General features: G+C 49.1%; 23 protein-coding genes. 6 read left to right on the top strand and 17 right to left on the bottom strand.

Going from position 1 to position 20,853, the window contains the following annotated elements; all coding sequences use genetic code 11:
- Positions 1-60 precede the first annotated feature (60 nt).
- The 11 genes from ASF12_RS21430 to ASF12_RS21380 all read right to left on the bottom strand — a co-directional run bounded on the left by ASF12_RS21430 (position 61) and on the right by ASF12_RS21380 (position 11,800).
- Positions 61-1,722 carry a putative polysaccharide biosynthesis protein gene (locus ASF12_RS21430; RefSeq protein ID WP_056039266.1) on the bottom strand — a complete coding sequence of 554 codons (1,662 nt, stop codon included), beginning with the start codon at positions 1,720-1,722 and terminating at the stop codon, positions 61-63.
- 34 nt (positions 1,723-1,756) lie between these two features.
- A complete protein-coding gene (locus tag ASF12_RS21425) occupies positions 1,757-2,479 on the bottom strand; it encodes a ThuA domain-containing protein (protein ID WP_056039263.1) in 723 nt (240 codons plus the stop codon).
- A gap of 329 nt (positions 2,480-2,808) precedes the next feature.
- Positions 2,809-3,291 carry a DUF456 domain-containing protein gene (locus tag ASF12_RS21420; RefSeq protein ID WP_056039258.1) on the bottom strand — a complete coding sequence of 161 codons (483 nt, stop codon included), beginning with the start codon at positions 3,289-3,291 and terminating at the stop codon, positions 2,809-2,811.
- A 7-nt stretch (positions 3,292-3,298) separates the two neighbouring features.
- The gene (locus ASF12_RS21415; protein WP_056039255.1) at positions 3,299-4,051 is read right to left on the bottom strand and encodes a Cof-type HAD-IIB family hydrolase; all 753 of its coding nucleotides are present in this window, start codon (positions 4,049-4,051) and stop codon (positions 3,299-3,301) included.
- 188 nt (positions 4,052-4,239) lie between these two features.
- On the bottom strand, positions 4,240-5,112 hold the full coding sequence (locus ASF12_RS21410; protein WP_046228568.1) for a metal ABC transporter permease: 873 nt from the start codon (positions 5,110-5,112) through the stop codon (positions 4,240-4,242).
- The gene (locus ASF12_RS21405) at positions 5,109-6,047 is read right to left on the bottom strand and encodes a metal ABC transporter permease (RefSeq protein WP_056039253.1); all 939 of its coding nucleotides are present in this window, start codon (positions 6,045-6,047) and stop codon (positions 5,109-5,111) included. Before ASF12_RS21405 ends, ASF12_RS21410 begins: the two co-directional genes overlap by 4 nt.
- Before the next feature lie 7 nt (positions 6,048-6,054).
- On the bottom strand, positions 6,055-6,834 hold the full coding sequence (locus ASF12_RS21400) for a metal ABC transporter ATP-binding protein (RefSeq protein ID WP_056039250.1): 780 nt from the start codon (positions 6,832-6,834) through the stop codon (positions 6,055-6,057).
- Positions 6,835-6,862: 28 nt separating this feature from the next.
- Positions 6,863-7,831: a metal ABC transporter solute-binding protein, Zn/Mn family gene (locus ASF12_RS21395; RefSeq protein WP_046228565.1), complete on the bottom strand. Its 969-nt coding sequence runs from the start codon at positions 7,829-7,831 to the stop codon at positions 6,863-6,865.
- A 196-nt stretch (positions 7,832-8,027) separates the two neighbouring features.
- Positions 8,028-10,091: a peptidoglycan D,D-transpeptidase FtsI family protein gene (locus ASF12_RS21390; protein ID WP_056039246.1), complete on the bottom strand. Its 2,064-nt coding sequence runs from the start codon at positions 10,089-10,091 to the stop codon at positions 8,028-8,030.
- An 18-nt stretch (positions 10,092-10,109) separates the two neighbouring features.
- A complete protein-coding gene (locus tag ASF12_RS21385) occupies positions 10,110-11,285 on the bottom strand; it encodes a transglutaminase-like domain-containing protein (RefSeq protein WP_056039244.1) in 1,176 nt (391 codons plus the stop codon).
- A 53-nt stretch (positions 11,286-11,338) separates the two neighbouring features.
- Complete coding sequence (locus ASF12_RS21380; RefSeq protein ID WP_235533239.1) at positions 11,339-11,800, bottom strand: hypothetical protein; 462 nt, start codon at positions 11,798-11,800, stop codon at positions 11,339-11,341.
- A gap of 227 nt (positions 11,801-12,027) precedes the next feature.
- Here ASF12_RS21380 and ASF12_RS21375 point away from each other — a divergent pair, with 227 nt between their 5' ends.
- Positions 12,028-13,194, top strand: coding sequence for an MFS transporter (locus tag ASF12_RS21375; RefSeq protein ID WP_056039241.1), 1,167 nt, complete (start codon positions 12,028-12,030; stop codon positions 13,192-13,194).
- A 366-nt stretch (positions 13,195-13,560) separates the two neighbouring features.
- The gene (locus ASF12_RS21370; protein ID WP_056040085.1) at positions 13,561-13,917 is read left to right on the top strand and encodes a toprim domain-containing protein; all 357 of its coding nucleotides are present in this window, start codon (positions 13,561-13,563) and stop codon (positions 13,915-13,917) included.
- Here the strand turns inward: ASF12_RS21370 and ASF12_RS21365 are convergent.
- The 3 genes from ASF12_RS21365 to cyoE are packed head-to-tail and all read right to left on the bottom strand — an operon-like array spanning position 13,914 to position 16,421.
- Entirely contained in the window at positions 13,914-14,858 is a 945-nt protein-coding gene (locus ASF12_RS21365; protein WP_056039239.1) for an AEC family transporter, read from the bottom strand. The two genes, ASF12_RS21370 and ASF12_RS21365, sit on opposite strands and share 4 nt — an antisense overlap.
- Before the next feature lie 2 nt (positions 14,859-14,860).
- On the bottom strand, positions 14,861-15,481 hold the full coding sequence (locus ASF12_RS21360; RefSeq protein ID WP_056039236.1) for an SCO family protein: 621 nt from the start codon (positions 15,479-15,481) through the stop codon (positions 14,861-14,863).
- A gap of 40 nt (positions 15,482-15,521) precedes the next feature.
- Positions 15,522-16,421, bottom strand: a complete 900-nt coding sequence (cyoE, locus tag ASF12_RS21355; RefSeq protein ID WP_081418958.1) for a heme o synthase — start codon at positions 16,419-16,421, stop codon at positions 15,522-15,524.
- Positions 16,422-16,633: 212 nt separating this feature from the next.
- On the opposite strand from cyoE, the gene ASF12_RS21350 reads away from it, so the two are divergent.
- Together ASF12_RS21350 and gerQ are read left to right on the top strand one after the other, a co-directional pair.
- The gene (locus ASF12_RS21350) at positions 16,634-17,056 is read left to right on the top strand and encodes a cell wall hydrolase (protein ID WP_056039230.1); all 423 of its coding nucleotides are present in this window, start codon (positions 16,634-16,636) and stop codon (positions 17,054-17,056) included.
- Positions 17,057-17,067: 11 nt separating this feature from the next.
- Entirely contained in the window at positions 17,068-17,643 is a 576-nt protein-coding gene (gene gerQ / locus ASF12_RS21345; protein WP_235533238.1) for a spore coat protein GerQ, read from the top strand.
- Between the two features lie 47 nt (positions 17,644-17,690).
- Here gerQ and ASF12_RS21340 read toward each other — a convergent pair whose 3' ends face one another.
- On the bottom strand, positions 17,691-17,981 hold the full coding sequence (locus ASF12_RS21340) for a hypothetical protein (protein WP_056039227.1): 291 nt from the start codon (positions 17,979-17,981) through the stop codon (positions 17,691-17,693).
- Positions 17,982-18,087: 106 nt separating this feature from the next.
- Here ASF12_RS21340 and ASF12_RS21335 point away from each other — a divergent pair, with 106 nt between their 5' ends.
- The gene (locus ASF12_RS21335) at positions 18,088-19,074 is read left to right on the top strand and encodes a metal-dependent hydrolase (RefSeq protein ID WP_056039224.1); all 987 of its coding nucleotides are present in this window, start codon (positions 18,088-18,090) and stop codon (positions 19,072-19,074) included.
- Between the two features lie 159 nt (positions 19,075-19,233).
- On the opposite strand, the gene ASF12_RS21330 is transcribed toward ASF12_RS21335, so the two are convergent.
- Positions 19,234-19,440, bottom strand: a complete 207-nt coding sequence (locus tag ASF12_RS21330) for an alpha/beta-type small acid-soluble spore protein (protein WP_056039221.1) — start codon at positions 19,438-19,440, stop codon at positions 19,234-19,236.
- A gap of 137 nt (positions 19,441-19,577) precedes the next feature.
- Here ASF12_RS21330 and ASF12_RS21325 point away from each other — a divergent pair, with 137 nt between their 5' ends.
- Positions 19,578-19,760: a DUF5325 family protein gene (locus ASF12_RS21325; RefSeq protein ID WP_046228554.1), complete on the top strand. Its 183-nt coding sequence runs from the start codon at positions 19,578-19,580 to the stop codon at positions 19,758-19,760.
- Here ASF12_RS21325 and trpS read toward each other — a convergent pair.
- On the bottom strand, positions 19,757-20,746 hold the full coding sequence (trpS, locus tag ASF12_RS21320; RefSeq protein WP_056039218.1) for a tryptophan--tRNA ligase: 990 nt from the start codon (positions 20,744-20,746) through the stop codon (positions 19,757-19,759). The two genes, ASF12_RS21325 and trpS, sit on opposite strands and share 4 nt — an antisense overlap.
- Positions 20,747-20,853 lie beyond the last annotated feature (107 nt).

Raw genomic sequence — 20,853 nt, 5'->3', positions numbered from 1 at the left:
TAAATTCCTCTTCATTGTACAGGAGCCTAGGACCGGTGTAAATGTATGGAAACATGCGTTTTACACCGCAGCGCGGCCAGTCAGCCTGAACAGCTTGGCAAACAGCTTGCGAAGCGGTCCTGGGAATGTTTTCACATCTTCCGGTGTCACGACACGCAGCAGGATAAGCAGACCTAAATACAAACCGCCAATAACGACGCCCGCCACAATGAGAGAAATCAGATAGGCCAGCCTAGCCGGCAGCTCAAATCCTTCTAACAGCCATCTGAGCCCTTTATCCACTCCCCAGCCTGCTGCCATGGAAAGAAGTACGGCAGCCATATAAGGCATCCAGCGGCGACCGAGCACGTTGAATTGCACATAGGTGCGAATCGATTGCAAATTAAACCAAGTAATAAAAATAAAACAAAGCGTTGATGCAGCAATAAGCCCATAAATACCGAATATCGGAGCCAATACGAAGCTGGCCACCAGCTTGAGCCCAATGCCAATTAAGGTGTTATACATCGCTAATCGCGGCCTGCCAAGCCCCGACAATACCGAATTGCTAATCATCATCGTCGCCTGGAAGATCGTACCCGCTGTCAAAGCCGCCACAATGCCGCTGCCTTGCGGTCCTGTGAACAGCAGTCCAGTAACCGAATAGGCTAAGACAGCAAGCGTCAGTGCCGCTGGAATGCCGGTAAACAGCACAATACGCATAACGAGCGACGTTTGTCGATTAACCTCTGACATATTCCGCACGGAAAAGGCAGAAGATATAACCGGAATAATCGAAGTGCTTAGCGCTATCGCCAAAATCGGTGGAATGCCGGCAATGGATTGCGCTTTCCCCCCAAAATCCGCCAATATCTCGATTGCCTGATTATAGCTGTAAACTCCCGCTCGCAACTTCATGAGCAAGTAATTATCAACCATATAAATCAGTTGAACCGTTATAGCGGTAACGACAATAGGGATTGAAATTGAAAATATTTCCCGGTAAATGGCGCGAAAAGGAATACGGGACGCTTCCGCTTTTTGTAAAGCAATCGTTTTTGCAGCTTCGCTCTCCGCTGGCCAATTATCCATTTCTAGCTTGTCGGTCCGGCGCAGCTTGACTGCGTACCACACCATGACCAGAATAGCACCTATCGCTCCAAAAAAGTTGCCGAAGGACGCTGCTGCTGCTGCCAGCTGATCTCCCCAGCCCCAAGCGAGTACGAGAATCGCCAGGCCGACGCCGACCACAACGCGCATAATTTGCTCCATAATTTGCGAGAGCCCGCCCGCCATCATCAGCTGCCGGCCTTGAAAATAACCACGCATCATGGCGATTAGAGGAAATAGAAGCAGCGTTGGCGCGATCGCCCGAATAGCAAATACCGCGTCAGGCAAATCTTGAGAAACGGCCAGCTGCTCTGCAAAAACATACAACAACGTAGACAAGATGAGTCCTGTTACCAAACCGAACAAAAGCGCCGCCTTATAAATGCGCTGCGCTTCCTGCTGGCGGCCGAGCGCGTAACGCTCGGATACCATTTTGCTAATGGCGCTTGGGATACCGCCTGTTGCTACAATAAGTAAAGTTAAATATAAATTGTTGGAGACGGTAAAGCTCGCCAAGCCTTCTTTGCTCAGCATATGCTCCAGCGGCACACGCTGGAAAATACCGAGCATACGGGCAACCAGCGCAGCCATAGCTAAAATCAGCGTTCCTTTAATAAGTGAATCTTTCTTCATAGCAGGTATGTCTCTCTTTCTTTCGAATGCAGGATTATGGTTTCACGATCGGTTCAAGCGGCTGGTGATTGCCACGGAATGGTACACCGGCGTTTGAGGGCTTCGCCCAATGAACCGCATTTTTGATCACTTGGAGCACTTGTTCATTGTAATACGTCGGATGCGTTTCATGACCGGGACGGAAGTAAAAAATCTTTCCTTGGCCGCGATAGAAGGTGCAGCCGCTGCGGAACACCTCGCCGCCCTCGAACCAGCTCAAGAAGATGAGCTCATCCGGTGCGGGAATATCGAAATGCTCGCCGTACATTTCCTCATGCTCGATGGTAATGTACTCAGGCAATCCAGCGGCAATCGGATGGGCTGGACTCACGGTCCAGATACGTTCTTTCTCGCCTGCTTCGCGCCATTTCAGATCACAGGTAGTGCCCATCAATTTTTTGAAAATTTTCGAAAAATGGCCGGAATGCAAAACAATGAGCCCCATGCCTTGCATGACCCGCCCATGCACACGTTCAACAATCGCATCATCGACTTGATCATGGCCCATATGTCCCCACCAGATCAGGACATCTGTGTTGTTCAGGCGTTCTTCGGTCAGCCCGTGTTCTGGCTGATCGAGTGTAGCCGTAGCGATTTCAAATGAATCGGTGGCGATGCCGGCTGCCAGAGCGTTATGTATCCCATCCGGATAAATGCGCTGCACCTCTTCGTGCACCTTCTCATGCAAAAACTCATTCCAGACCGTCACCTTAATCATTGATTGTCAGCTCCCCCAATTATAATAAAACGATTTCAAAACGTTGTTGACCATGTTTATCTTAATAGTTTATGGTTTTGTCTTTTGTACGATCTTTTAAAGTTTTTGATTTCCCCCTTAAAACAGCGAAGGATTGTCCGAGCTGTTTTGAGTGAAGGTTGTTGATGAAAAGGGCGGAGCGGAGTAAAAGGTTTGGATTTGAGAAGCGGAGCATTCGCCTTTGCCCCAGAAATTATACCGCTGAGCGGATATATTCAAAATTTCTGGGGCAACAGCGATCGAAAACCAAATCTTTTACGCAGCGCAGCACTATTTTCATCAATCGCCCTTTAAACAACCAGCCAAACAATAAAGAGCACAATCATGATGGATTGCAAAATAACCTTCACCACAACGCTCGACAGCAGCCCGACCAGCGAGCCGATGCCGACCTTCGTTACATGCTTCCATTCCTGAACGACGAACAGCTCGCCGATAACCGCGCCCACGAACGGACCGATAATTAGACCGAATGCTGGAATAACGAATGGTCCCAAAATAAGGCCGATGGTGCTGCCGATTATAGAGGCTTTGGAGCCGCCATATCGCTTGACGCCCCAGGCGCTGACCGCATAATCCGCTACGAACAAGGCAACGACGATGAGCGTCTGCAGCGTCCAAAAGACCCAGCCGAACGGCTCAAACGTAATGCACAGCCCGTACGCAAAAAAAGCGGCGTAAATGGCAAGCGCCCCCGGCAAAATCGGATAAACCGTACCCGCCATGCCGACAATAAATAAAATAATAACGAGCGACCAGCCTAAGATGTCCAAGCTGTTTTCATCCCTTCAATACGTATTTCTTAATAATTTCGGCAACGCCATGCTCATTATTCGACAACGTAATGACGTCAGCTGCTTCCTTAACTGCATCTTGGGCATTGCCCATTGCCACGCCAAGACCAGCATCGCGAATAGCTGCGATGTCGTTCAAGCTGTCGCCAACCGCAACGACCTGTGACATTTCGATGCCCATAACTTCACAAAGCTCGCTCAGCGCGCTTGCTTTCGTAATGCCTTTCGGATTCATCTCCCAGTTGCTCGTGGAGGAGTTCGTAATTTCAAGCGCATCCCACTCGCTGACTTCCTCGTAAATCTTCTTAAGCACGACATCATCTTCGGTGTAGTAACCGAATTTGAGCCAATGATGAGCTTCATAATCATCCGCTGGCGTAATCCATTTTTCCAAATTATAAATGTCCTTCGTGCTGTACGCCCAAAACCAGGTGCCTGCGTGCTTTTGGGCAATTTTATGCAGCCTTTGCACATAATCTGGATCAAGCAGCGCTCTGCGGTGCAGCACATGCGGCTTCTTCCAGATCTCTCCACCATTTACCGTAATCATCGGCGTTTCAAGCTGTAATTGCTCAGCAAACGGCAAGGCGCTGCGGAAGCCGCGTCCCGTCGAGAAGCTGACCGTTATGCCCGCATCAAGCGCCTTTCTAATCCACAAAGCATTTTCATCGCTAATTTCACTCAGTTCATTCAGCAGCGTCCCATCCATATCGAGTGCTACTAATTTATAATCTGCCATCGTTACCTCCTGCATTTGCTGCATAACATCATATCTTGATGCAATACAGCCATTTTATCATATTTTAAGCGTAAGCCAAACGATCCTGCTCCACTTCAAAAAAATAAAGGCCAACCGCAAAATTCCGGTTGACCTTCATCCCCGCTGCGTTTTTAAACGCAGCTTCAGAAAAGTTCGCATATCGCGTACTACTGTGCTAAACGGCGCAAACGCCATTTTTTCCAGATGACGCCATGGCTAGGCGAGAACAGCAGTGCCAAGATGAACAGCACACCGGCAGCACTAACGATACAGCCTGCAATCGAGGCATCGAGCACAGTCGCCACGCCATATCCAATGAACGTGCTGGCAATGCCCACACCTGCGCTCATGGCGATCATGACGCTCAGCCGTTCCGTTAATAAATAAGCGGTCGCAGCAGGAATAACCAGCAGCCCGACAACGAGAATAGCCCCTACGCTCTCGAAGGAGCTGACCGTCGCCATCGACACGAGTCCCATCAATAAATAATGGAACAAGGCAACGGGAATGCCGCAAGCTGCCGCAAGCGCAGGATCAAAGGCGCATAATTTGAACTGCTTATAGAACAGCCCAATGACGACTAAAATGACCGTTAACGTAATGCCAAGCAGCCATACTGCTATCGGCCCCATACTGACGCCGTTCAGCGTCCACGTATTCCAATGCACATAGGCAATTTCACCATATAAAATCGCATCCTGATCGAGATGCACCTGGCGGGCATACAAGCTCACCAGCAGCACCCCGGTAGCAAACATCGCGGTAAATACAACACCAATGGAGGCATCCGATTGAATGCCGCTTTGCTGAAACAGCTGAATAAGGAACACAGCGAGCAAGCCGCAGGCCATAGCAGCCAGCATCATGACGAGCGAATCCCGTGAGCCGCTGATCAGAAAAGCAATAACGATACCCGGCATAACCGAGTGGCTAATCGCATCGCCGATCATCGCCATTTTTCGCAAAACGAGAAAAGCCCCCAATATGCCGCAGCAGCTGGCGACAAGCGAGCCCGTTAGCAGTATCCAAAAATCGCTCATAGCGTCGCTCCCCCTTCTAGCTGCCGCTCCTTATGTCCCTGCTCCTCATGGATGCTCCGTGCAACCTTGAGCCGCAGCATCCGTTTCGCGAGCAATCCTCTACGAGGGCCAAACAAAATCGAAATAAGAAATAATGCCGTTGCCGCAAGCACCGTCAGCGGGCCCGTTGGCAAATTCGAGCCAAGCGAGCTAATAATCGTGCCGATTCCGCCGCTTAAAGCGCCGAACACGCCAGAGATGACAACCATGAAGCCAAGCTTATCCGTCCAATAACGAGCCGACACCGCCGGTGTAATAATCAGCGCGGCCACTAGCACAACACCGACCGCTTGAATGCCCACTACTACAGCCACGACCATCAAAAACATAAGCAATTGCTCGATTAAAGCAACCGGATAGCCAAGTCCGCGCGCAAAGCCGGGATCGAATGATACAAGCTTGAATTGCTTGAAAAATAACGTACAGACCGCGATGAGCGATAAGCTCACAATCGACATCGTAAGTACATCGGAGCCAACCATCGCGGCCGCCTGACCAAATAAAAACTTATCCAGTCCTGATTGATTGCCATATTCGCCATGCTGAATAATCGTTAATAATACGATACCGAAGCCGAAAAAGCTGGATAGCACAATCCCCATTGCCGCATCATGCTTAATCCGCGAATTTCGCGTAATCCAGCCGATGCCGAACGTCGCGACAAGGCCAGCTGCCCCTGCTCCAAGCAGAAAAAACAGCAGTGATTTTGTGCCTGTCAGCATAAAAGCAATACAAATGCCGGGCAGTGCCGCATGGGCAAGCGTATCGCCCATCAAGCTTTGCTTGCGCAAATAAGAGAAGCAGCCGATGACGCCACTGCTTAAGCCAAGCAGCGTACAGCTTAGAAAAATCCACTGCATATTCGGATCTTGAATCAGTCTCCACAACGTTTCCATCTCAGCCTCACCCTTTCGTGACAGCAAGCCGGGCATTTCCGCCACGCTCAAGAAAGGCAAGCCGCCCGCCATAGGTTTGCTGGAGCATTTGCTGTGTAAATACTTGCTCGGTTTTGCCGTATGCCTGAAGCTCTACATTAAGCAGCAGCACGGAGTCAAAATATTCCTCGACCGTCGCCAAATCATGATGAACGACGATAACGGTCTTGCCCTGCCGTTTCAGCTCTTGGAGCAAAGTAATAATCGCTTTCTCGGTTGCAGCATCGACGCCTGCAAATGGCTCATCCATGAAATACAGCTTGGCGTCCTGCACAAGCGCCCGCGCCAGAAATACCCGCTGCTGCTGGCCGCCGGACAGCTGGCTGATTTGCCTTGTGGCGAAATCCGCCATGCCGACCTTCGCCAAACATTCCATCGCAAGCCTGCGCTCCTTCACTCCAGGGCGGCCGAACAGGCCCAGATGGCCGTAACGGCCCATCATGACCACATCCAGCGCATTCGTCGGGAAATCCCAATCGACCGACTCGCGCTGCGGCACATATCCGATCAGCCTGCGCTGCTGGCGGTACGGCTTGCCATAGATCAGTACTTCCCCGCTGAGGCGAGGAATGAGGCCGAGCGCCGCTTTCATGAGCGTGGACTTGCCCGCTCCGTTCGGCCCGATTACGCCAATCAGCTCTCCTTCCTCTATGGAGAAAGATACGCCGCGCAGCACCGGTTTTTTCTGGTAAGCTACGCTTAAGCCTTCAATGGTCAAAGGAGCTGCCGTTTTCAAATGATTTTTCATAGTAGCCATCGCCTCTCACTGCGTCTTGTTATTTGAGTGCATTTACAATTGTATCTACGTTATGTTTGACCATACCGATATAAGTACCTTCTTCCGTTCCCGGATCGCCCATGGCGTCGGAGAACAATTCGCCGCCAATCGTCACTTCATGTCCCAATTGACGAGCACCCTCGATAACGGAATCGATGGATTTGCGCGGAACGCTGGATTCGATGAAGACCGCTTTGATTTGTTTCTCAACGAGAAAATCCCTCAGCTCGCTCACATCTTTCGACCCATACTCAGACATCGTATTCATTCCCTGTAGGCCTGTGACCTCTAGGCCATAAGCTGCGCCGAAATATCCGAAGGCGTCATGCGCCGTTACGAGAATTCTTCCCTTTTCAGGAATCGTTGCGATTTGCTCACGGGCATATTGGTCAAGCTCCTCAAGCTTCGCCAGGTAAGCCTCCGCCCGTTCCTTGTAGGCCGCCTCGTTCGCTGGGTCCTTCTCCACTAGCGTATCGCGCATAACCTCGGTTGCAGACATCCACAGCTTTACATTAAACCAGATATGCGGATCATGCGATGTCGAATCGCCGCTTGGATTGCCATGCAGCTCCGACTCTGGAATTTGCGAGGATACCGCAACCGTTGGCTTTTGCTTCTCCAGCTTCTCGAACATCTCTCCCATTTTCCCCTCCAAGTGCAAGCCGTTATAAAAAATAATATCCGCTTCATCCAGCTTCTTCACATCGCCTTGGGATGCTTTGTATAAATGCGGGTCAATGCCTGACCCCATAAGTCCTGTTACAACTACGTCGTCTCCTCCAACCTCTGCCGCCACATTAGCGATCATTCCGGTCGTCGCCGTGATTTTTAATTTCCCATCTCCACTTGCCGTCTCGCTGCCACCGCCGCTTGCGCACCCTGCCAGTACAACTGCCGATAAAGCCAAAAACATTAACGTCATAATTAACCTCTTTAATGCCGAATTCATTTTACGCTGCTTCTTCATGCTTTCAATCTCCTATCCATCTAATTGTTTTAATTGATTTGATTTTATTTTGCCTATGCGAATGTAAGTTAGCTAAGCGCCTCTTTGTTTATATTATACAAAAAAGTTTCTCTAGTGCAACATTTTTTTTTAAAAAAAGACCTTTTCCCCAGCAGCGCTGTTGAAAAAGTCTTTTAAAATAAGCTATTAATCTCGATTATTGCACCGTTGTTTCCGTTCCGGCAGCATCTGTCTCGGTCGAAGCCGCGACATCCTTTGCCTTTCCAGGAGTGCCGTTCAGACCAACTTCATAATCATAGGCATCAAAAATTTTACGGGCAACCGGCGCTGCTGACCAGCCTCCAAAGCCGCCATCTGGCATAACAACCGCTACCGCAAGCTTAGGCTTATCTGCTGGAGCATAAGCGATAAATATACCGTTATCTGCTCTTCTGCCTTTTACATCAGACTGGGCAGTACCTGTTTTCCGATTAAACGTGTAACTTACCCCATCAAATCCCTGAACGCCTACTTTCCCCATACCAGTCTCGATCTCTTTCCAATATTCTTCTGGAAAATCTACTGTGTTCAAAACTTCAGGAGTGAAGGATTGAACAACGTTTCCAGCAGAATCTTTGATCTCATTGACAAATTGCGGTTTCAACCGTTTTCCGTGATTAGCAAGCATAGAAGCATACACAGCTAATTGTAAAGTCGTATAGCGTGCCTGTTGTCCAAATGATGCACGAATAAGAGCAGATTGCGCACTCGCTGTTTCCAGTTCATGATAGTAGTCGACAACACCTTTTTTCTCCATGTAAAGTCCGCTCTCAGTAGAAACCCCAAGACCAAATTCTTTCATATATTTATCCCAGATATCTACACCTTCAGCTCCTGGATATTTCTGATTCAACCTGCTACCAACCATAGCTGCCATAAATGGATTTGAAGATTTCTCAATTGCTCTTGCTGGATCAAGGGCCCCATAGACGTGACCACCAGCATTTATAATAGGCACTTCATGACCAGCTTTACCAAACTTAAAAACACCTGTATCGTTATAAACATCTGTCGTCTTAAACAAGCCTTCATTCAACCCAATTAGAACTGAGAGTGGTTTCATAGTAGAACCAAGAGGAACAAGAGAAGAAGGATGTTTGGCTCGTTCTTCATCAGAATCATACTTCGGATATACTTCAGTAATCGTACCGTTATTTACAACATTTTTTATATTGTCATAATCCTCTTGATTTATTCTTCCTCCTGACCAAATGTTCGGATCATAATCGGGCATACTGGCCATTGCAATAACTTTACCTGTATCGACTTCAATAGCAACTGCAAAACCTATTTTTGCATACGACGCCCGTTCAGCGGATAAGGAAGATGTACTGATCTTTTTGATTTGATCTGTAATCGCCTGCTCCGTCGTCTGCTGAACACCACGATTAATCGTCAGATATAGGTCATCGCCTTTCTGCGGATTGGTAATTTGTACAGGACCTACAATAACCTCCTGATTATTGACCGGATAGCTTTTTAATCCGTTTTTACCACGGAGCGCATCCTGATACAGCATTTCCAATCCGTCCACGCCAACCTCTTCGTCTTCCAAATACTGCAATTCTGGCTCTGTTTCTTTGGCCTTATCTGCATAGAAGCTAAAGTTCTCTCGCACACCGCCCTTAAATTTCTTTAAGTAACCAACAAGCTGTACGGCTGTCGTGTCTTGGCTATAATGACGCACGCTTTCTTCCATAATGTCGATTCCAACAAATTTGCTTCGATTACCAAGAAAATAAGCAATTTCGTCATTTGTAAGACCAGATTTGATCCTTCTCGGTGTTGAAATATTATTAAGCTTAAACCCTAAATCCATCTGTTTGATGACATCATCAACCGTCATCTTAAGCTCAGGATCTCCATACTTATCAAAAATTTCAACGAGATTTGCCGCTTCTTCTCTAGCCATCTTCTCCAAGTCAGCCGTTTTATAATTCGGCGGAATGCTGAAATAAAGCGACTGCGTCGAAGTCGAATACGCAATGGCTTTCCCTTCGGAGTCATAAATATTGCCGCGAATCGGCGCGATTTTCACATTGCGTGTGCTTTTCTTGCTGCCCGCCGCACTAAGCGTCGGTCCTTCAACAAACTGCAAAATAGCCAATTGAATAATCAATACGCTGAACAAACCGAAGACGATAAAGAAAAATAAGTTCAGGCGAAAGGAGAAATGGCGTTTATTATTAATTTCCCTTTTCTGTGGATCATCCGTCAACATGCTCACCTCAATTATGAATTAAATACTCAGCTGCTTATCCCGAATATGCGTCTGGTCAAAATCCGGCGAATTAAACCAATCGCGCGAAGAAGCCCAAGTGGCATCCAGCGGCAGCCATTTCCCGTTGATCAACACTTCATTCCATGCATGGGGGCCGAAGCCGCCCTTCCCATCTGCGCCAAGCCCCGTTACGACCCGTACCTCGACGTCTACCGCTCGCGCCATCATGTCATACAATCTCGCAACATCAATGCAAACACCTTTTCTCGTATCAAATGTGTTTTGCGGAGATTGCTCCTGCCAAATGCCCTGTTCCTCGTAATTGCGGGCCTTGTCCCAATCATAAGCAATTCGCGTACCTAGCCACGCATACAGCGCTCTTGCCTTCTCCTCATCGGTCGCTGCATCCTTGACGACCTGTACCGCCGCCTGCTCAATGTCTGCAGGAATGGCATAATCGATCACTTCGTATTTTCGCTGTAAAATATTTTGGAACTCCGCCTGCATCGCCTCGGCTAAAACAGGCCCGCGTCCAGCGAGCATATCGCCCGCCACCGGCTCAAGCAGCACTGCTGCCTGCATATACAGAGGCGATTGCTTAATCGTCTGTGCGCCAACGCCATTAGGCAGCAAGGACACATACACGAACAGAACGCCAATGATTATGAAGGCTCGGCCTGCGCCATGGATGCCTCCTAACACAGCTCCAAAAACGCGGCTTGCCGCCCGCTGCCTTGGAAGCATCATCCGTCGCTCCTGTCGTCCATCCTCGCCTGCTTGAGCCCTTCGCCTAAATATGAGCTCAAACAACGGGTTCAGCCCGGAGGCAGCTACTCGCAGCAGCAAATAAATGAACAAAAACAGCACGACAAAACGCAGCAGCGCAAAATCCCTTATACTCGTTATCAACGTGTACCAAACCTGCTCAATGGACCCCAGCGCTCTGCCCGGGACGATGACATGCTTCCTCAGCATGTCGGCTGCGACTGGAGAAAGCTTTCCCGCCCAATGCGACGCGAGGACAAGACAAGCCACAATGACGATGCTTTCCCACACAAAAAATAAAAGACGCCTCGCCGATCCCGATGCGCCTCTAATCAAACCCTGAATGAGCGAGACGAGGAGCACCAGGAGCACGACAGCTGTGACAGGCTCCAACATGCTTTGGCCGCCTGTCTGAATCCATTCCGTCATTCCGATAATCCCCCTCATTCATTGCTCAAAAACTTTATTTATAGTAAAAGTGCTTATTGTTTGTTTTGTTTGGCTTGATCAACAATCGATTGAATCGTCTCGTCAATTTGCAGTTTAAACAAGTCATTCCCGCGGTAAGATACAGAAACTTCATTCGTTCCCGGCACGCCAGTCAGTGCTACGCTATCTGTAGCGACCGTATAGGAGCCGTCTTCATTTGTCGTAAACTTGGCGTTCTTCGCTTCGCCGATCATAGCCGAAATCGCTTCCTGCTTAAGACTTCCCGTTGTTTCCTCCAGCTTTGTGCCAAATGCCTTCAAATCCTCCATCGTATACCCGCTGTAGACGATAACGCCAAACACAATGACGGCGACTAAAGCCCATTTCACAACGGTTTTGACGATACGGATAACAAGCAGCAGCACAACAAGGGCAATAGCAAGCACAAACCAATGGTCCTTCAGAAAATCGCTCCAAGTATTCCAATCATAACTTGAAAAATCCAGAAACTCCAACCTGACCCCTCCTATTATAACGTGCGGACACTGCTATTATCAAACATTATACCCCAGCTGCAATCCAGCGTAAACGCTAGACGCCTTGCTTTATGCAGACATATCCTGTCCGACCTTGGCGTACAAGTAAATTATATGGCTCAGGGGCATGGCCTATGAATGGAACGAGCGTGACCGTCATCGATGCACTCCCTGCTAAGCTGATAACAATCTGGAGGTGAAGCCTGATGAAAACCGCCATCTGGCTCTATTTTTTTCTGTTCGTCGCCTTTTTTGATTTGCATGCTCAATATCCGATTTTGACGCCCTTCGCCATCTCGCTTGGCGCAGCGCCTTCGTTCATTGGGCTGATGATGGGCATGTATTCCATTACGCATCTGCCTGGCAATCTCATTGCCGGCTATGGCGTGGACCGCTTTGGCAGCAGGCTGTTTATCGTCTTCAGCTTGCTTGGAGCCGGCGTCATCCTCTTGTTTCAAGCCCAAGTGACGAATCCTTGGCAGCTGCTTGTCCTTCGGTCCATTAGCGGCTTCGTGCTCGCCTTCCTTTCGCCAGCATGCCTTGCCCTGCTCGCCCGCATGACTAGCAATCGCACCGAGCAGGGCAAGCTCATGGCCGGCAACGGGCTCGTGCATACGCTGGCAACCGTCGTTTCCCCAGCAGCAGGCGCTTATATGGTGGCCAAAATCGGCTTCGCCACCGCATTTTATATGCTGGGCTGGATATTAATCGTTACTGCGATATGCGCGCTGTTTTTCATTCGCGACATCCCGGCTGCTGCCGTTCCTGTCACTTCTGCCGGAGCACAGCATCAGAAGCTGCCGTCCCCAGCGGCCGCCGATTCAAAGTCGGTTTCTTGGCTGATTTATGTATTGCCGGTTGGCATCAGCTGCGCGCAGGGCATCCTGTCCTTTGAGCTGCCGCTCATGGCGACAACGACCGCTGGCATGATGACAACAGGCTTGCTTTTTTCCGTGGTCAGCATCGGCGCATTGATTACGCTCAGCATGCTGTTTCTCAACCGTCTCTCCGCCTATCGCCGTACTTTATGGGGGGCGCTCGCACTGGCTTTAATTTATTTCACAATAGCCGCTGATTCGCCGCTGCCCTTCGCCGTTATGCTGCTGCTGGTTGGCATGGCTAAAGGGATTGTCATTCCCGCCATTTCAATATTGCTTATTGAGCTAAGTGGAGGCGCACGCTACGGCCGCACCTTCTCCGCTCTGTCCATTGCCTATTCGATTGGAGCCTTTCTCGGTCCAATGCTTGCTGGTCAGCTGCGCAACTATATGTCGCCGTACTATATCGCATTTCTAGTCCTGATGCTCGCTGTGTCGATTCTCCCTTTCCACCGCCGCAGCCCGCTCGTCACACGAACCCATTTTTCATCATGACCGCTGCAAGCTTTTCCCCTTGTAATTTGATACACTGGATGCAAGGTGAAACGGCTGTTGCCGTCTTTTGGCGGCGCGGCGCGTTTCAGTCCGAGAAATATAAGCCTAATTATAAAGGGGAAACTTATAAATTCTTATATTTCAAGCGTAAACGGCTGAAGCCGTCCTTTAGCGGTAAAGCTGCCGTTTCGCGTTGAAATATAAGCCCATTTATAGTGTGAAGCTTATAAATTGTTATATTTCGAGCGTAAACGGCTGAAGCCTTCCTTTGGTGGTAAAGCTGCCGTTTCGCGTTGAAATATAAGCCCATTTATAGTGTGAAGCTTATAAATTGTTATATTTTAAAAAAACAAGGTGATCAGCATGATAGACATTGCGATTATTGTGGAAGGCAAAAATGATAAAAGCCGCGTCAGGCGCGTGCTTGACGAAAGCATTCCGATCTATTGTACCTACGGCACCCCGGGAACGGAGCAGCTTGAGAAGCTGCGCAAGCAAATCGCTGAGCGTCACGTTTATATTTTCACAGACAATGATTCCTCAGGAAAACGCATTCGGGGCATGCTGCGCGATGTGTTCCCTGATGCCGAACATATGTATACGCGGCGCGGCTATTCAGGCGTTGAGCATACACCCGAGGAATACGTTATCGCCCAATTGGAAAAAGCGGGATTAGAGGAACATATTCTGTATCCTCCTCCCGCTCCTGCCCCGCAAGATTAAATATGAAGTATAAAAATAACGAATGATACCGTCACAATACTGAACACCGTTGACAAAAATACCGCCTGTGAAGCAAATTCCGGCTCATTGTCGAATTCCACCGCCAGCAGCACGCTGCTCAGCGAGGTCGGCACCGAGGCCGAAACGATTAGCGCCGCTGTCGTCAGCCTGTCGAATACGAACAGTCCTGTGGCGCTGATCAACCAAATAGCAAGTGCTGCCAGCAGCGGGCCTCCTATTAGACGAAGCCCGTTCGACAGCAGCACATTGCCAAGCAGGCGCTTGTCAAACCGCCACTTCATGCTGCCCAGCTGGACGCCGAGCGTAATGAGCGCTGTTCCAATAAAACCGTTTGCCAAATATTCAATCGGCGTTTGCAGCGGCTGCGGCATCTCTACGTCCAGCCCTTTTAATAAAAATGCGAGCGGAATGACATAAATAATCGGCATCGAAAAAATCGTCTTCAGCGTATCGCGCCATGACAGCTTATGAGCATTCACGCTGTAAATGCCGAACGTATTCGGCAAAAAGGACTGCGTCGTCATGACCAATATTTGCACCGCCAGCGTCACCGGGTTCCCCGCAAACGCCAGCTGATTGAGCGGTATGCCGTAATTGGCACTATTGTAGAACAGTACGCTGTTGCGCATGGAGCCGCGCATGCCACCTTGCAGCCCTCGCATTTTCACAACGACCTCTACCGCTAAAGCCTGCAGCAGCATGAAAATAACGACAAACAGCAGCACCTTCCATATTAGACTCATTTCTAGCTCCGTCGTACGCAGCAGCTGAAAAATGACCGCCGGCGAAAAAACATAAAAATTCAGCTTGGATAAGGTTTTGATGTCCAAAGAAAAAAGCCGCTGCATTGAGAAGCCAATAGCTATCATCAATGTAAGCGGCGCAACATTACTCCATAAAATATGATAAAAGATAGCCATCGCTATTCCTTCGCAAGCCGCTTCATATCCGCAACGATGCTTTCCGGCGTCAAATCCTCATTGCTTCCAGCAATCCATTTGCGAATTTGGCCTGTTTTGTCCACCAGAGTAATGACATTCATATGCGTAAAGCCGGTTCCTTCTTTGTCCTTAATGGCACTGGCGCCAAAATCCTGGGCGAGCTTGATGGCCGCCTGCGGATCATCCCCACGCAAAAACGTCCAGCCTTCATTGAGCTTGGCATAATTGCGCTCCGCGAACGCCTTAATAACCTCCGTTGTATCACGCTCGGGATCGAACGTAATCGAGATCATTTCGGCATCTGTGCCAAGTATGCCCTCCTTCTCCAAACCTTCCTGCACCTGTGACAACAGAAACGTCGTTGGCGGACATACATCCGGGCAATTGGCAAAATAAAAATAAACCAATCTCGCTTTGCCATTCGTCGATTCCTTCGACACGATGTTGCCGTCCAAATCCGTAAGCTCAAAGGCCGGCGCTTCTTGCAGAACCGGCATCGGCGCTTCCGGCTTAAATACATTGGTCATTAATAAATAAATGCCCATCCCCAGGCAAAGTGCCAGCACAGCGATTTTGAAGCTATGCTTTTTCAAAAAATCCATGATCCCCATCCTCCCATGAAGCTTGTCCAGAAATGATGCGCTATTTCACCGTATTAACAATCATGACGATGAAAATAACCATTAGATAATTAACCGAAATGAGAAAATTCGTTTTCGCCCATTTCTCCGTATCCTTCGCCTTCAAGCCGCGAATCGTATGTACGGCCCACAGTACACTGCCTGCAATGGACAGGATTAGAAAGACATATCCAGTGTAACCATAATAAAACATGAGAAAGCAAGTAGGTATAAGCAGTGCCACATAAGGAATCATCTGCAGCTTTGTCCGTCTAATCCCTTTCACAACCGGCAGCAGCGGGAAGCCAGCTGTGCGGTATTCCTCCACCCGTCTAATGCCAAGCGACCAGAAATGAGCGGGCTGCCATAAAAATAATAAAGCGAACATGAGCCAAGCTCCTGCATCTACTTCATTCGTTACTGCGCAATAACCGATAACTGGAGGCATCGCACCGGAAATTCCGCCAACCGACGTGCTCCATGTGGAGCTGCGCTTCAACCAAATCGTATAAATAACGATATATACGAACCATCCTAAAAGTCCAAGCCAGCCTGTAAGCGGATTGACCGCTATAAACAGCACCAATTCCCCTATGATGCCAAGCACAAGGCCATAACCAAGCACAAACATCGGGCTCATTCTGCCTGTTGGCAAGGCGCGTCCTTTCGTTCTTTCCATCTTCTGATCCAGCTCACGATCCCAATAATTATTAATGACGCATGCAGACGCCATTGTGAGCGTGGAGCCAATCAGCATCCAAAGCAGATCAAACCAGGCAATATGCCATTTGGAAGCTACCCAAAAGCCGCCAACAGCTGCAAACATATTGAGCCGGAGCAACCCTGGTTTTGTCAATGCTATCAAGTCTTTAAACACGAAGCGAGCCTCCCAGGTATGTGACACGGCGCACGTTGCGCCCATACATTCATTGGTCAATCGTTCTTAATCATACAGAAAAAACCACGTTATGACAACGCTCAAGCTTATAATTCATCAATTTGCCACTCAAAATGTGACAATAATTTTGGAACCCTTTCTCTGGGCTCACAATACACTAAGTATGTAGTTTAACGCCCATGATCATTCGCCTATCGATCGGCGGAGCGTCATTGAGGGTTGAAAGGAGCCTGCCTGTGGCAGTCATCAAGACAAATGCAGAGGATACGAAAATGCTGGCTAGGCTGATGCGCGCAGAAGCGGAAGGGGAAGGCGAGCTTGGCATGCTGATGGTAGGCAACGTTGGCGTCAACCGCGTTCTGGGCAACTGTCTCGACTTTAGAAATATTCGTTCCATTCCGCAGATGGTGTTTCAAAGCCCCGGAGGCTTTGAGGCTACACAGAAGGGATATTTCTATCAAAAAGCGCGCGATCGCGACATCCGGCTCGCCGAGCGCGTCATTGGCGGGGAACGGCAGCATCCGGCGTCGAATGCGCTGTGGTTTTTTAGGCCGGCCGCAGGCTGTCCTGGCACCTGGTACAATCAATCGAACAGCGGCCGCTTCAAAGCCCACTGCTTCTTCGTACCTACAGCAGCTGATTGTCCAAGTGTGTATTAGCATCATCGCAAATGCAGCAACTGATTTTTTATTTGGAGAGCGAGGAATTTCACATGACGAATGGTTATGGTTACAAAACAGCGGTTAGTCCGGCAAACACAGGGGGCTACGGCTACCCTTATCAGATGGGCGCGCAGCCGATGCCAATGCCAACGCCGATGCCGGCAATGATGGGTGGCCAAATGCCTGCCATGCAGCAGGTAGCGGGCATGCCGGCGATGCAGCCGATGCCGGTTAACGTTCCTAGCGGTTCCTTCGTAACACCATCCGGAGGCAATGTGGTTACTGTTCCGATCGTAGAGGAATCATACGTAGAAAATATTTTACGGCTTAACCGCGGCAAAATGGCTACCTTCTATATGACATATGAGAACAACCGCGAGTGGAACGCCAAAACGTTCCGCGGCATTATAGAGGCAGCTGGCCGTGACCATATTATTATTAGCGATCCAACAACAGGCATGCGTTATCTGCTGCTTTCCATTAATCTTGATTATGTCACCTTTGATGGCCCAATCAATTATGAATATCCATTCCAAGGCGGCAAAATTACAAACACTACACCGCTGAGCACCAGCCGCGAATAAGGCTAACAAGCCGCCGCTAATGGCAGTCATCTATTATCACGCTTCTTTTATTGCGGCGCAGCGACTGGCTTAAACGTCCACACATGCACCTTCGCTGCGCCTCCCGGCACCCAATCGGCCATCTGGCCCCAAGAAGAACGCTCATTCAGGCGTTCTTTTTTTATTTGCTCCGCCTCCTCTTCGCTTTCTGCCTGCCATACCTCAACGAATAAATCAGGCTGATCTGTTCCTTCATAAACACGGAGTTCGGCATTTGCTGCTTTCATTTGCTCTATATAATGTAAATACTCGATTTTGTTTTCGGTTTTAATGCGATATTCCGCAAAGCAAATATACATCGTTACATCCCCTTTTCATTTCCTAAACTCTCCTTCATAAATCAGCTTTCAGCCGTCGATACTACCGTATACGGACGCTTGAATGAAGATACAGGAGGTTGCTACCGTGGATACAGGAACACATCTAGTTATAGGCATTGGCCTTGCGGGCCTTGCCACCATTGACCCCGTTATTGCAGCTGATCAAACGCTGCATACGGCAGTCTTGATTGGAACGGTTGTTGGGTCGCAAGCACCTGACTCCGATACGCTGCTGCGGCTGAAGGGCAATGCCAGCTATATCCGCAATCATCGCGGCCTTTCCCACTCGATTCCAGCCATAGCCATTTGGACTGTCGTTATTACCGGATTATTGGAGCTATTTTATCGTGGCAGCCTGCCATGGCTCCATGTAGGAGGCTGGGTGCTGCTTGCCGTATGCGTCCATGTGCTAAGCGATCTATTTAATGCATATGGCACACAAGCGATGCGGCCATTCACGGAAAAATGGATTTCATGGAACATTATACACATTTTTGACCCCGTAATCTTCATTACCCACATCATTGCTATTTTATTGTGGGCAATCGGGGCCTTCAGCCCAACCATCATTTTTCCGATTCTTTATTTATTTACGGCCGCTTATTTTGTATGGCGGACGCTTGCCCAGCGGACAATCATGCGGAAGCTGCCTACGCTGGATAAAGAAAATCTTTCGGCAGACGGATATTTGCTCATTCCGACCGTATCGCTCAGCATATGGAATGTGGTCAAGCTGATGAAGGATGGCAGCTTCGCAGTTGGCGATTTGCGTAATAGCTCGCTCCGCTGGGTCGATCGGGTCAAATGCTCGGATCATCCCGCAGCTGCCAGGTCCAAAAGCGATCCCGCCATTCGCTCCTTCCTTTATTTAACCAAGTTTGCCTGTGCCGATGTTACTGAGCATGAGTGGGGCTATGAGGTGCGCTGGTCCGATGTCCGCTACAGGCATCGCAAGCAATACCCTTTTCTCGGCGTCTTATTAATGGACAAGGAGTACAAAACCTTAGGCTCTTACGTTGGCTGGCTAAGCGACGAACGGCTAATGAAGCGGCTGCGAATGAATACTTATTAACAGCCCAGTCTTTATGGGTTGACGGCGGAAAGCTCCTTCCTTCACAATAGAAGGAAAGAGCTTTTCTTTGTTTTGTGCCCGCATGTCAAATGGACAAAGAAGAAGCCCAGGGTTTCCCCTGAGCTCCTGTTTGTATTGCTTTGTGTATAGAAAAAACGATTAACGGTAACCGCCAGACAATTGTTGTTCGGCAATTTGAACTAGTTTTTTCGTAATATATCCACCCAACGAACCTGCATCGCGAGTAGAAATATTGCCGTAGTAACCGTCTGCCGGAAGTTGTACACCAAGCTCTTGAGCTGCTTCTAGTTTCAATTGATTCAGAGCTTGCGTTGCTTGTGGTACCACCAATGTGTTACTTGACATGAGGAATTTCTCCTTTCAGTATGGGCACTGTGATATGTTGCAAGCTTGCAAGCTTATTATGTGCACGAGTCAAGAAACTATTCGGATTTTCAAAAAAATATTATCGGGCGGTTACTGCCCTAGAGGAGACCCTCATTATGTCCAAGCCTTTATCGCTGCTTTTTGCCGTCGTTGCTGTACTTTTGATGAGCGCTACCGCCATTTCCATGAGCTATAATGCTTGGCTAGCCCTGCTATTTGCTGTCCTTACGTTATTTTCAATCGGCGCAGGCTTCATTGTGAAAGCGAGACTTAGACGGCTCAAGCAGCAAAACAACTAGCGCTTCGGCGCTAGGAAGCCCATTCTTTCTTTTACATCGGCTAGTGTACGATCTGCAATTTCCGCTGCTCGTTCAGCACCCTGCTTCAAAATATCATGGATTTCGCCCGAAGCGCGAATTTCTTGGTATCTCGTTTGCAGCGGCTCCAGCACGGAGACAACTTGCTCGGCCAACGCTTTTTTGAACGGTCCATAGCCTTGCCCTTCGTAACGCGCCTCAACCTCTTCAATCGTCAAGCCTGCACAATTGGCATAGATGCTCATGAGATTGCTGATTTCAGGCTTGCTGGCTACATCATATTTCACTTCTCGGCCAGAATCCGTTGTCGCACGGCTGATTTTTTTGCGAACGACATCTGGCGGATCAAGCAGGGCAATGAAGCTTCCGGCATTCGGATTGCTCTTGCTCATTTTTTTGCTGCCGTCGTCCAGTGACATAATGCGCGAGCCATGCTTCGGCATGTAAGGCTCTGGAATGGTGAAATATTCGCCGAAACGGTTATTGAATCTGCCCGCAAGATCGCGCGTCAGCTCCAAATGCTGCTTCTGATCGTCACCTACTGGAACTAGATCAGCGTTATACAGCAAAATATCCGCAGCCATCAAGGATGGGTATACGAACAGCCCTGCCGGAATCGACTCCTTGCCTTGGGACTTATCTTTAAACTGCGTCATGCGCTCCAGCTCGCCCATATAAGAAAGCGTTGTGAAAATCCATCCCAGCTCAGCATGTGACCGCACATGCGACTGGACGAAGATGCTCGCTTTCGCCGGATCGATGCCGGCAGCAATATAACAAGCGGCTACCGCTTCTGTCTGCTCGCGCAGCGCGGCTGGATCTGGCAGCTGCGTAGCAGCATGCAGGTCAACAATCATGAAGAAACATTGCTCGGAATGCTGCAATTTGACGAAGTTTTTCATCGCGCCAATGTAATTGCCCAGTGTCAGCTGACCGCTTGGCTGAATGCCTGATAATACTTTTTTCATCTTCAATCTTCCTCTCCAATTTAAAAATCAACGCAAAAAATCCCCCGCCGCAAGGGACGAGGGACCGTGGTGCCACCCTAATTCGCTATCCGCAGCCGCCATTATAG

The sequence above is a fragment of the Paenibacillus sp. Leaf72 genome, from assembly GCF_001422685.1.
Taxonomy (GTDB): Bacteria; Bacillota; Bacilli; order Paenibacillales; family Paenibacillaceae; genus Pristimantibacillus.
The sequence above is the reverse complement of the archived record's forward strand: the minus strand, read 5'-3'. Positions and strand labels throughout refer to the sequence as shown.

Excerpts from the sequence above, each read along its gene's own strand:
- ASF12_RS21410 (WP_046228568.1), bottom strand. The coding sequence starts at position 5,112 with ATGAGCGATTTTTGGATACTGCTAACGGGCTCGCTTGTCGCCAGCTGC.
- ASF12_RS21375 (WP_056039241.1), top strand. The coding sequence starts at position 12,028 with ATGAAAACCGCCATCTGGCTCTATTTTTTTCTGTTCGTCGCCTTTTTT.
- ASF12_RS21415 (WP_056039255.1), bottom strand. The coding sequence starts at position 4,051 with ATGGCAGATTATAAATTAGTAGCACTCGATATGGATGGGACGCTGCTG.
- ASF12_RS21430 (WP_056039266.1), bottom strand. The coding sequence starts at position 1,722 with ATGAAGAAAGATTCACTTATTAAAGGAACGCTGATTTTAGCTATGGCT.
- ASF12_RS21330 (WP_056039221.1), bottom strand. The coding sequence starts at position 19,440 with ATGTCAAGTAACACATTGGTGGTACCACAAGCAACGCAAGCTCTGAAT.
- trpS (WP_056039218.1), bottom strand. The coding sequence starts at position 20,746 with ATGAAAAAAGTATTATCAGGCATTCAGCCAAGCGGTCAGCTGACACTG.
- ASF12_RS21340 (WP_056039227.1), bottom strand. The coding sequence starts at position 17,981 with ATGTATATTTGCTTTGCGGAATATCGCATTAAAACCGAAAACAAAATC.
- cyoE (WP_081418958.1), bottom strand. The coding sequence starts at position 16,421 with ATGGGCGCAACGTGCGCCGTGTCACATACCTGGGAGGCTCGCTTCGTG.
- ASF12_RS21400 (WP_056039250.1), bottom strand. The coding sequence starts at position 6,834 with ATGAAAAATCATTTGAAAACGGCAGCTCCTTTGACCATTGAAGGCTTA.
- ASF12_RS21360 (WP_056039236.1), bottom strand. The coding sequence starts at position 15,481 with ATGGATTTTTTGAAAAAGCATAGCTTCAAAATCGCTGTGCTGGCACTT.
- ASF12_RS21385 (WP_056039244.1), bottom strand. The coding sequence starts at position 11,285 with ATGACGGAATGGATTCAGACAGGCGGCCAAAGCATGTTGGAGCCTGTC.
- ASF12_RS21365 (WP_056039239.1), bottom strand. The coding sequence starts at position 14,858 with ATGGCTATCTTTTATCATATTTTATGGAGTAATGTTGCGCCGCTTACA.
- ASF12_RS21390 (WP_056039246.1), bottom strand. The coding sequence starts at position 10,091 with ATGTTGACGGATGATCCACAGAAAAGGGAAATTAATAATAAACGCCAT.
- ASF12_RS21395 (WP_046228565.1), bottom strand. The coding sequence starts at position 7,831 with ATGAAGAAGCAGCGTAAAATGAATTCGGCATTAAAGAGGTTAATTATG.
- ASF12_RS21425 (WP_056039263.1), bottom strand. The coding sequence starts at position 2,479 with ATGATTAAGGTGACGGTCTGGAATGAGTTTTTGCATGAGAAGGTGCAC.
- ASF12_RS21325 (WP_046228554.1), top strand. The coding sequence starts at position 19,578 with ATGTCCAAGCCTTTATCGCTGCTTTTTGCCGTCGTTGCTGTACTTTTG.
- gerQ (WP_235533238.1), top strand. The coding sequence starts at position 17,068 with ATGCAGCAACTGATTTTTTATTTGGAGAGCGAGGAATTTCACATGACG.
- ASF12_RS21405 (WP_056039253.1), bottom strand. The coding sequence starts at position 6,047 with ATGGAAACGTTGTGGAGACTGATTCAAGATCCGAATATGCAGTGGATT.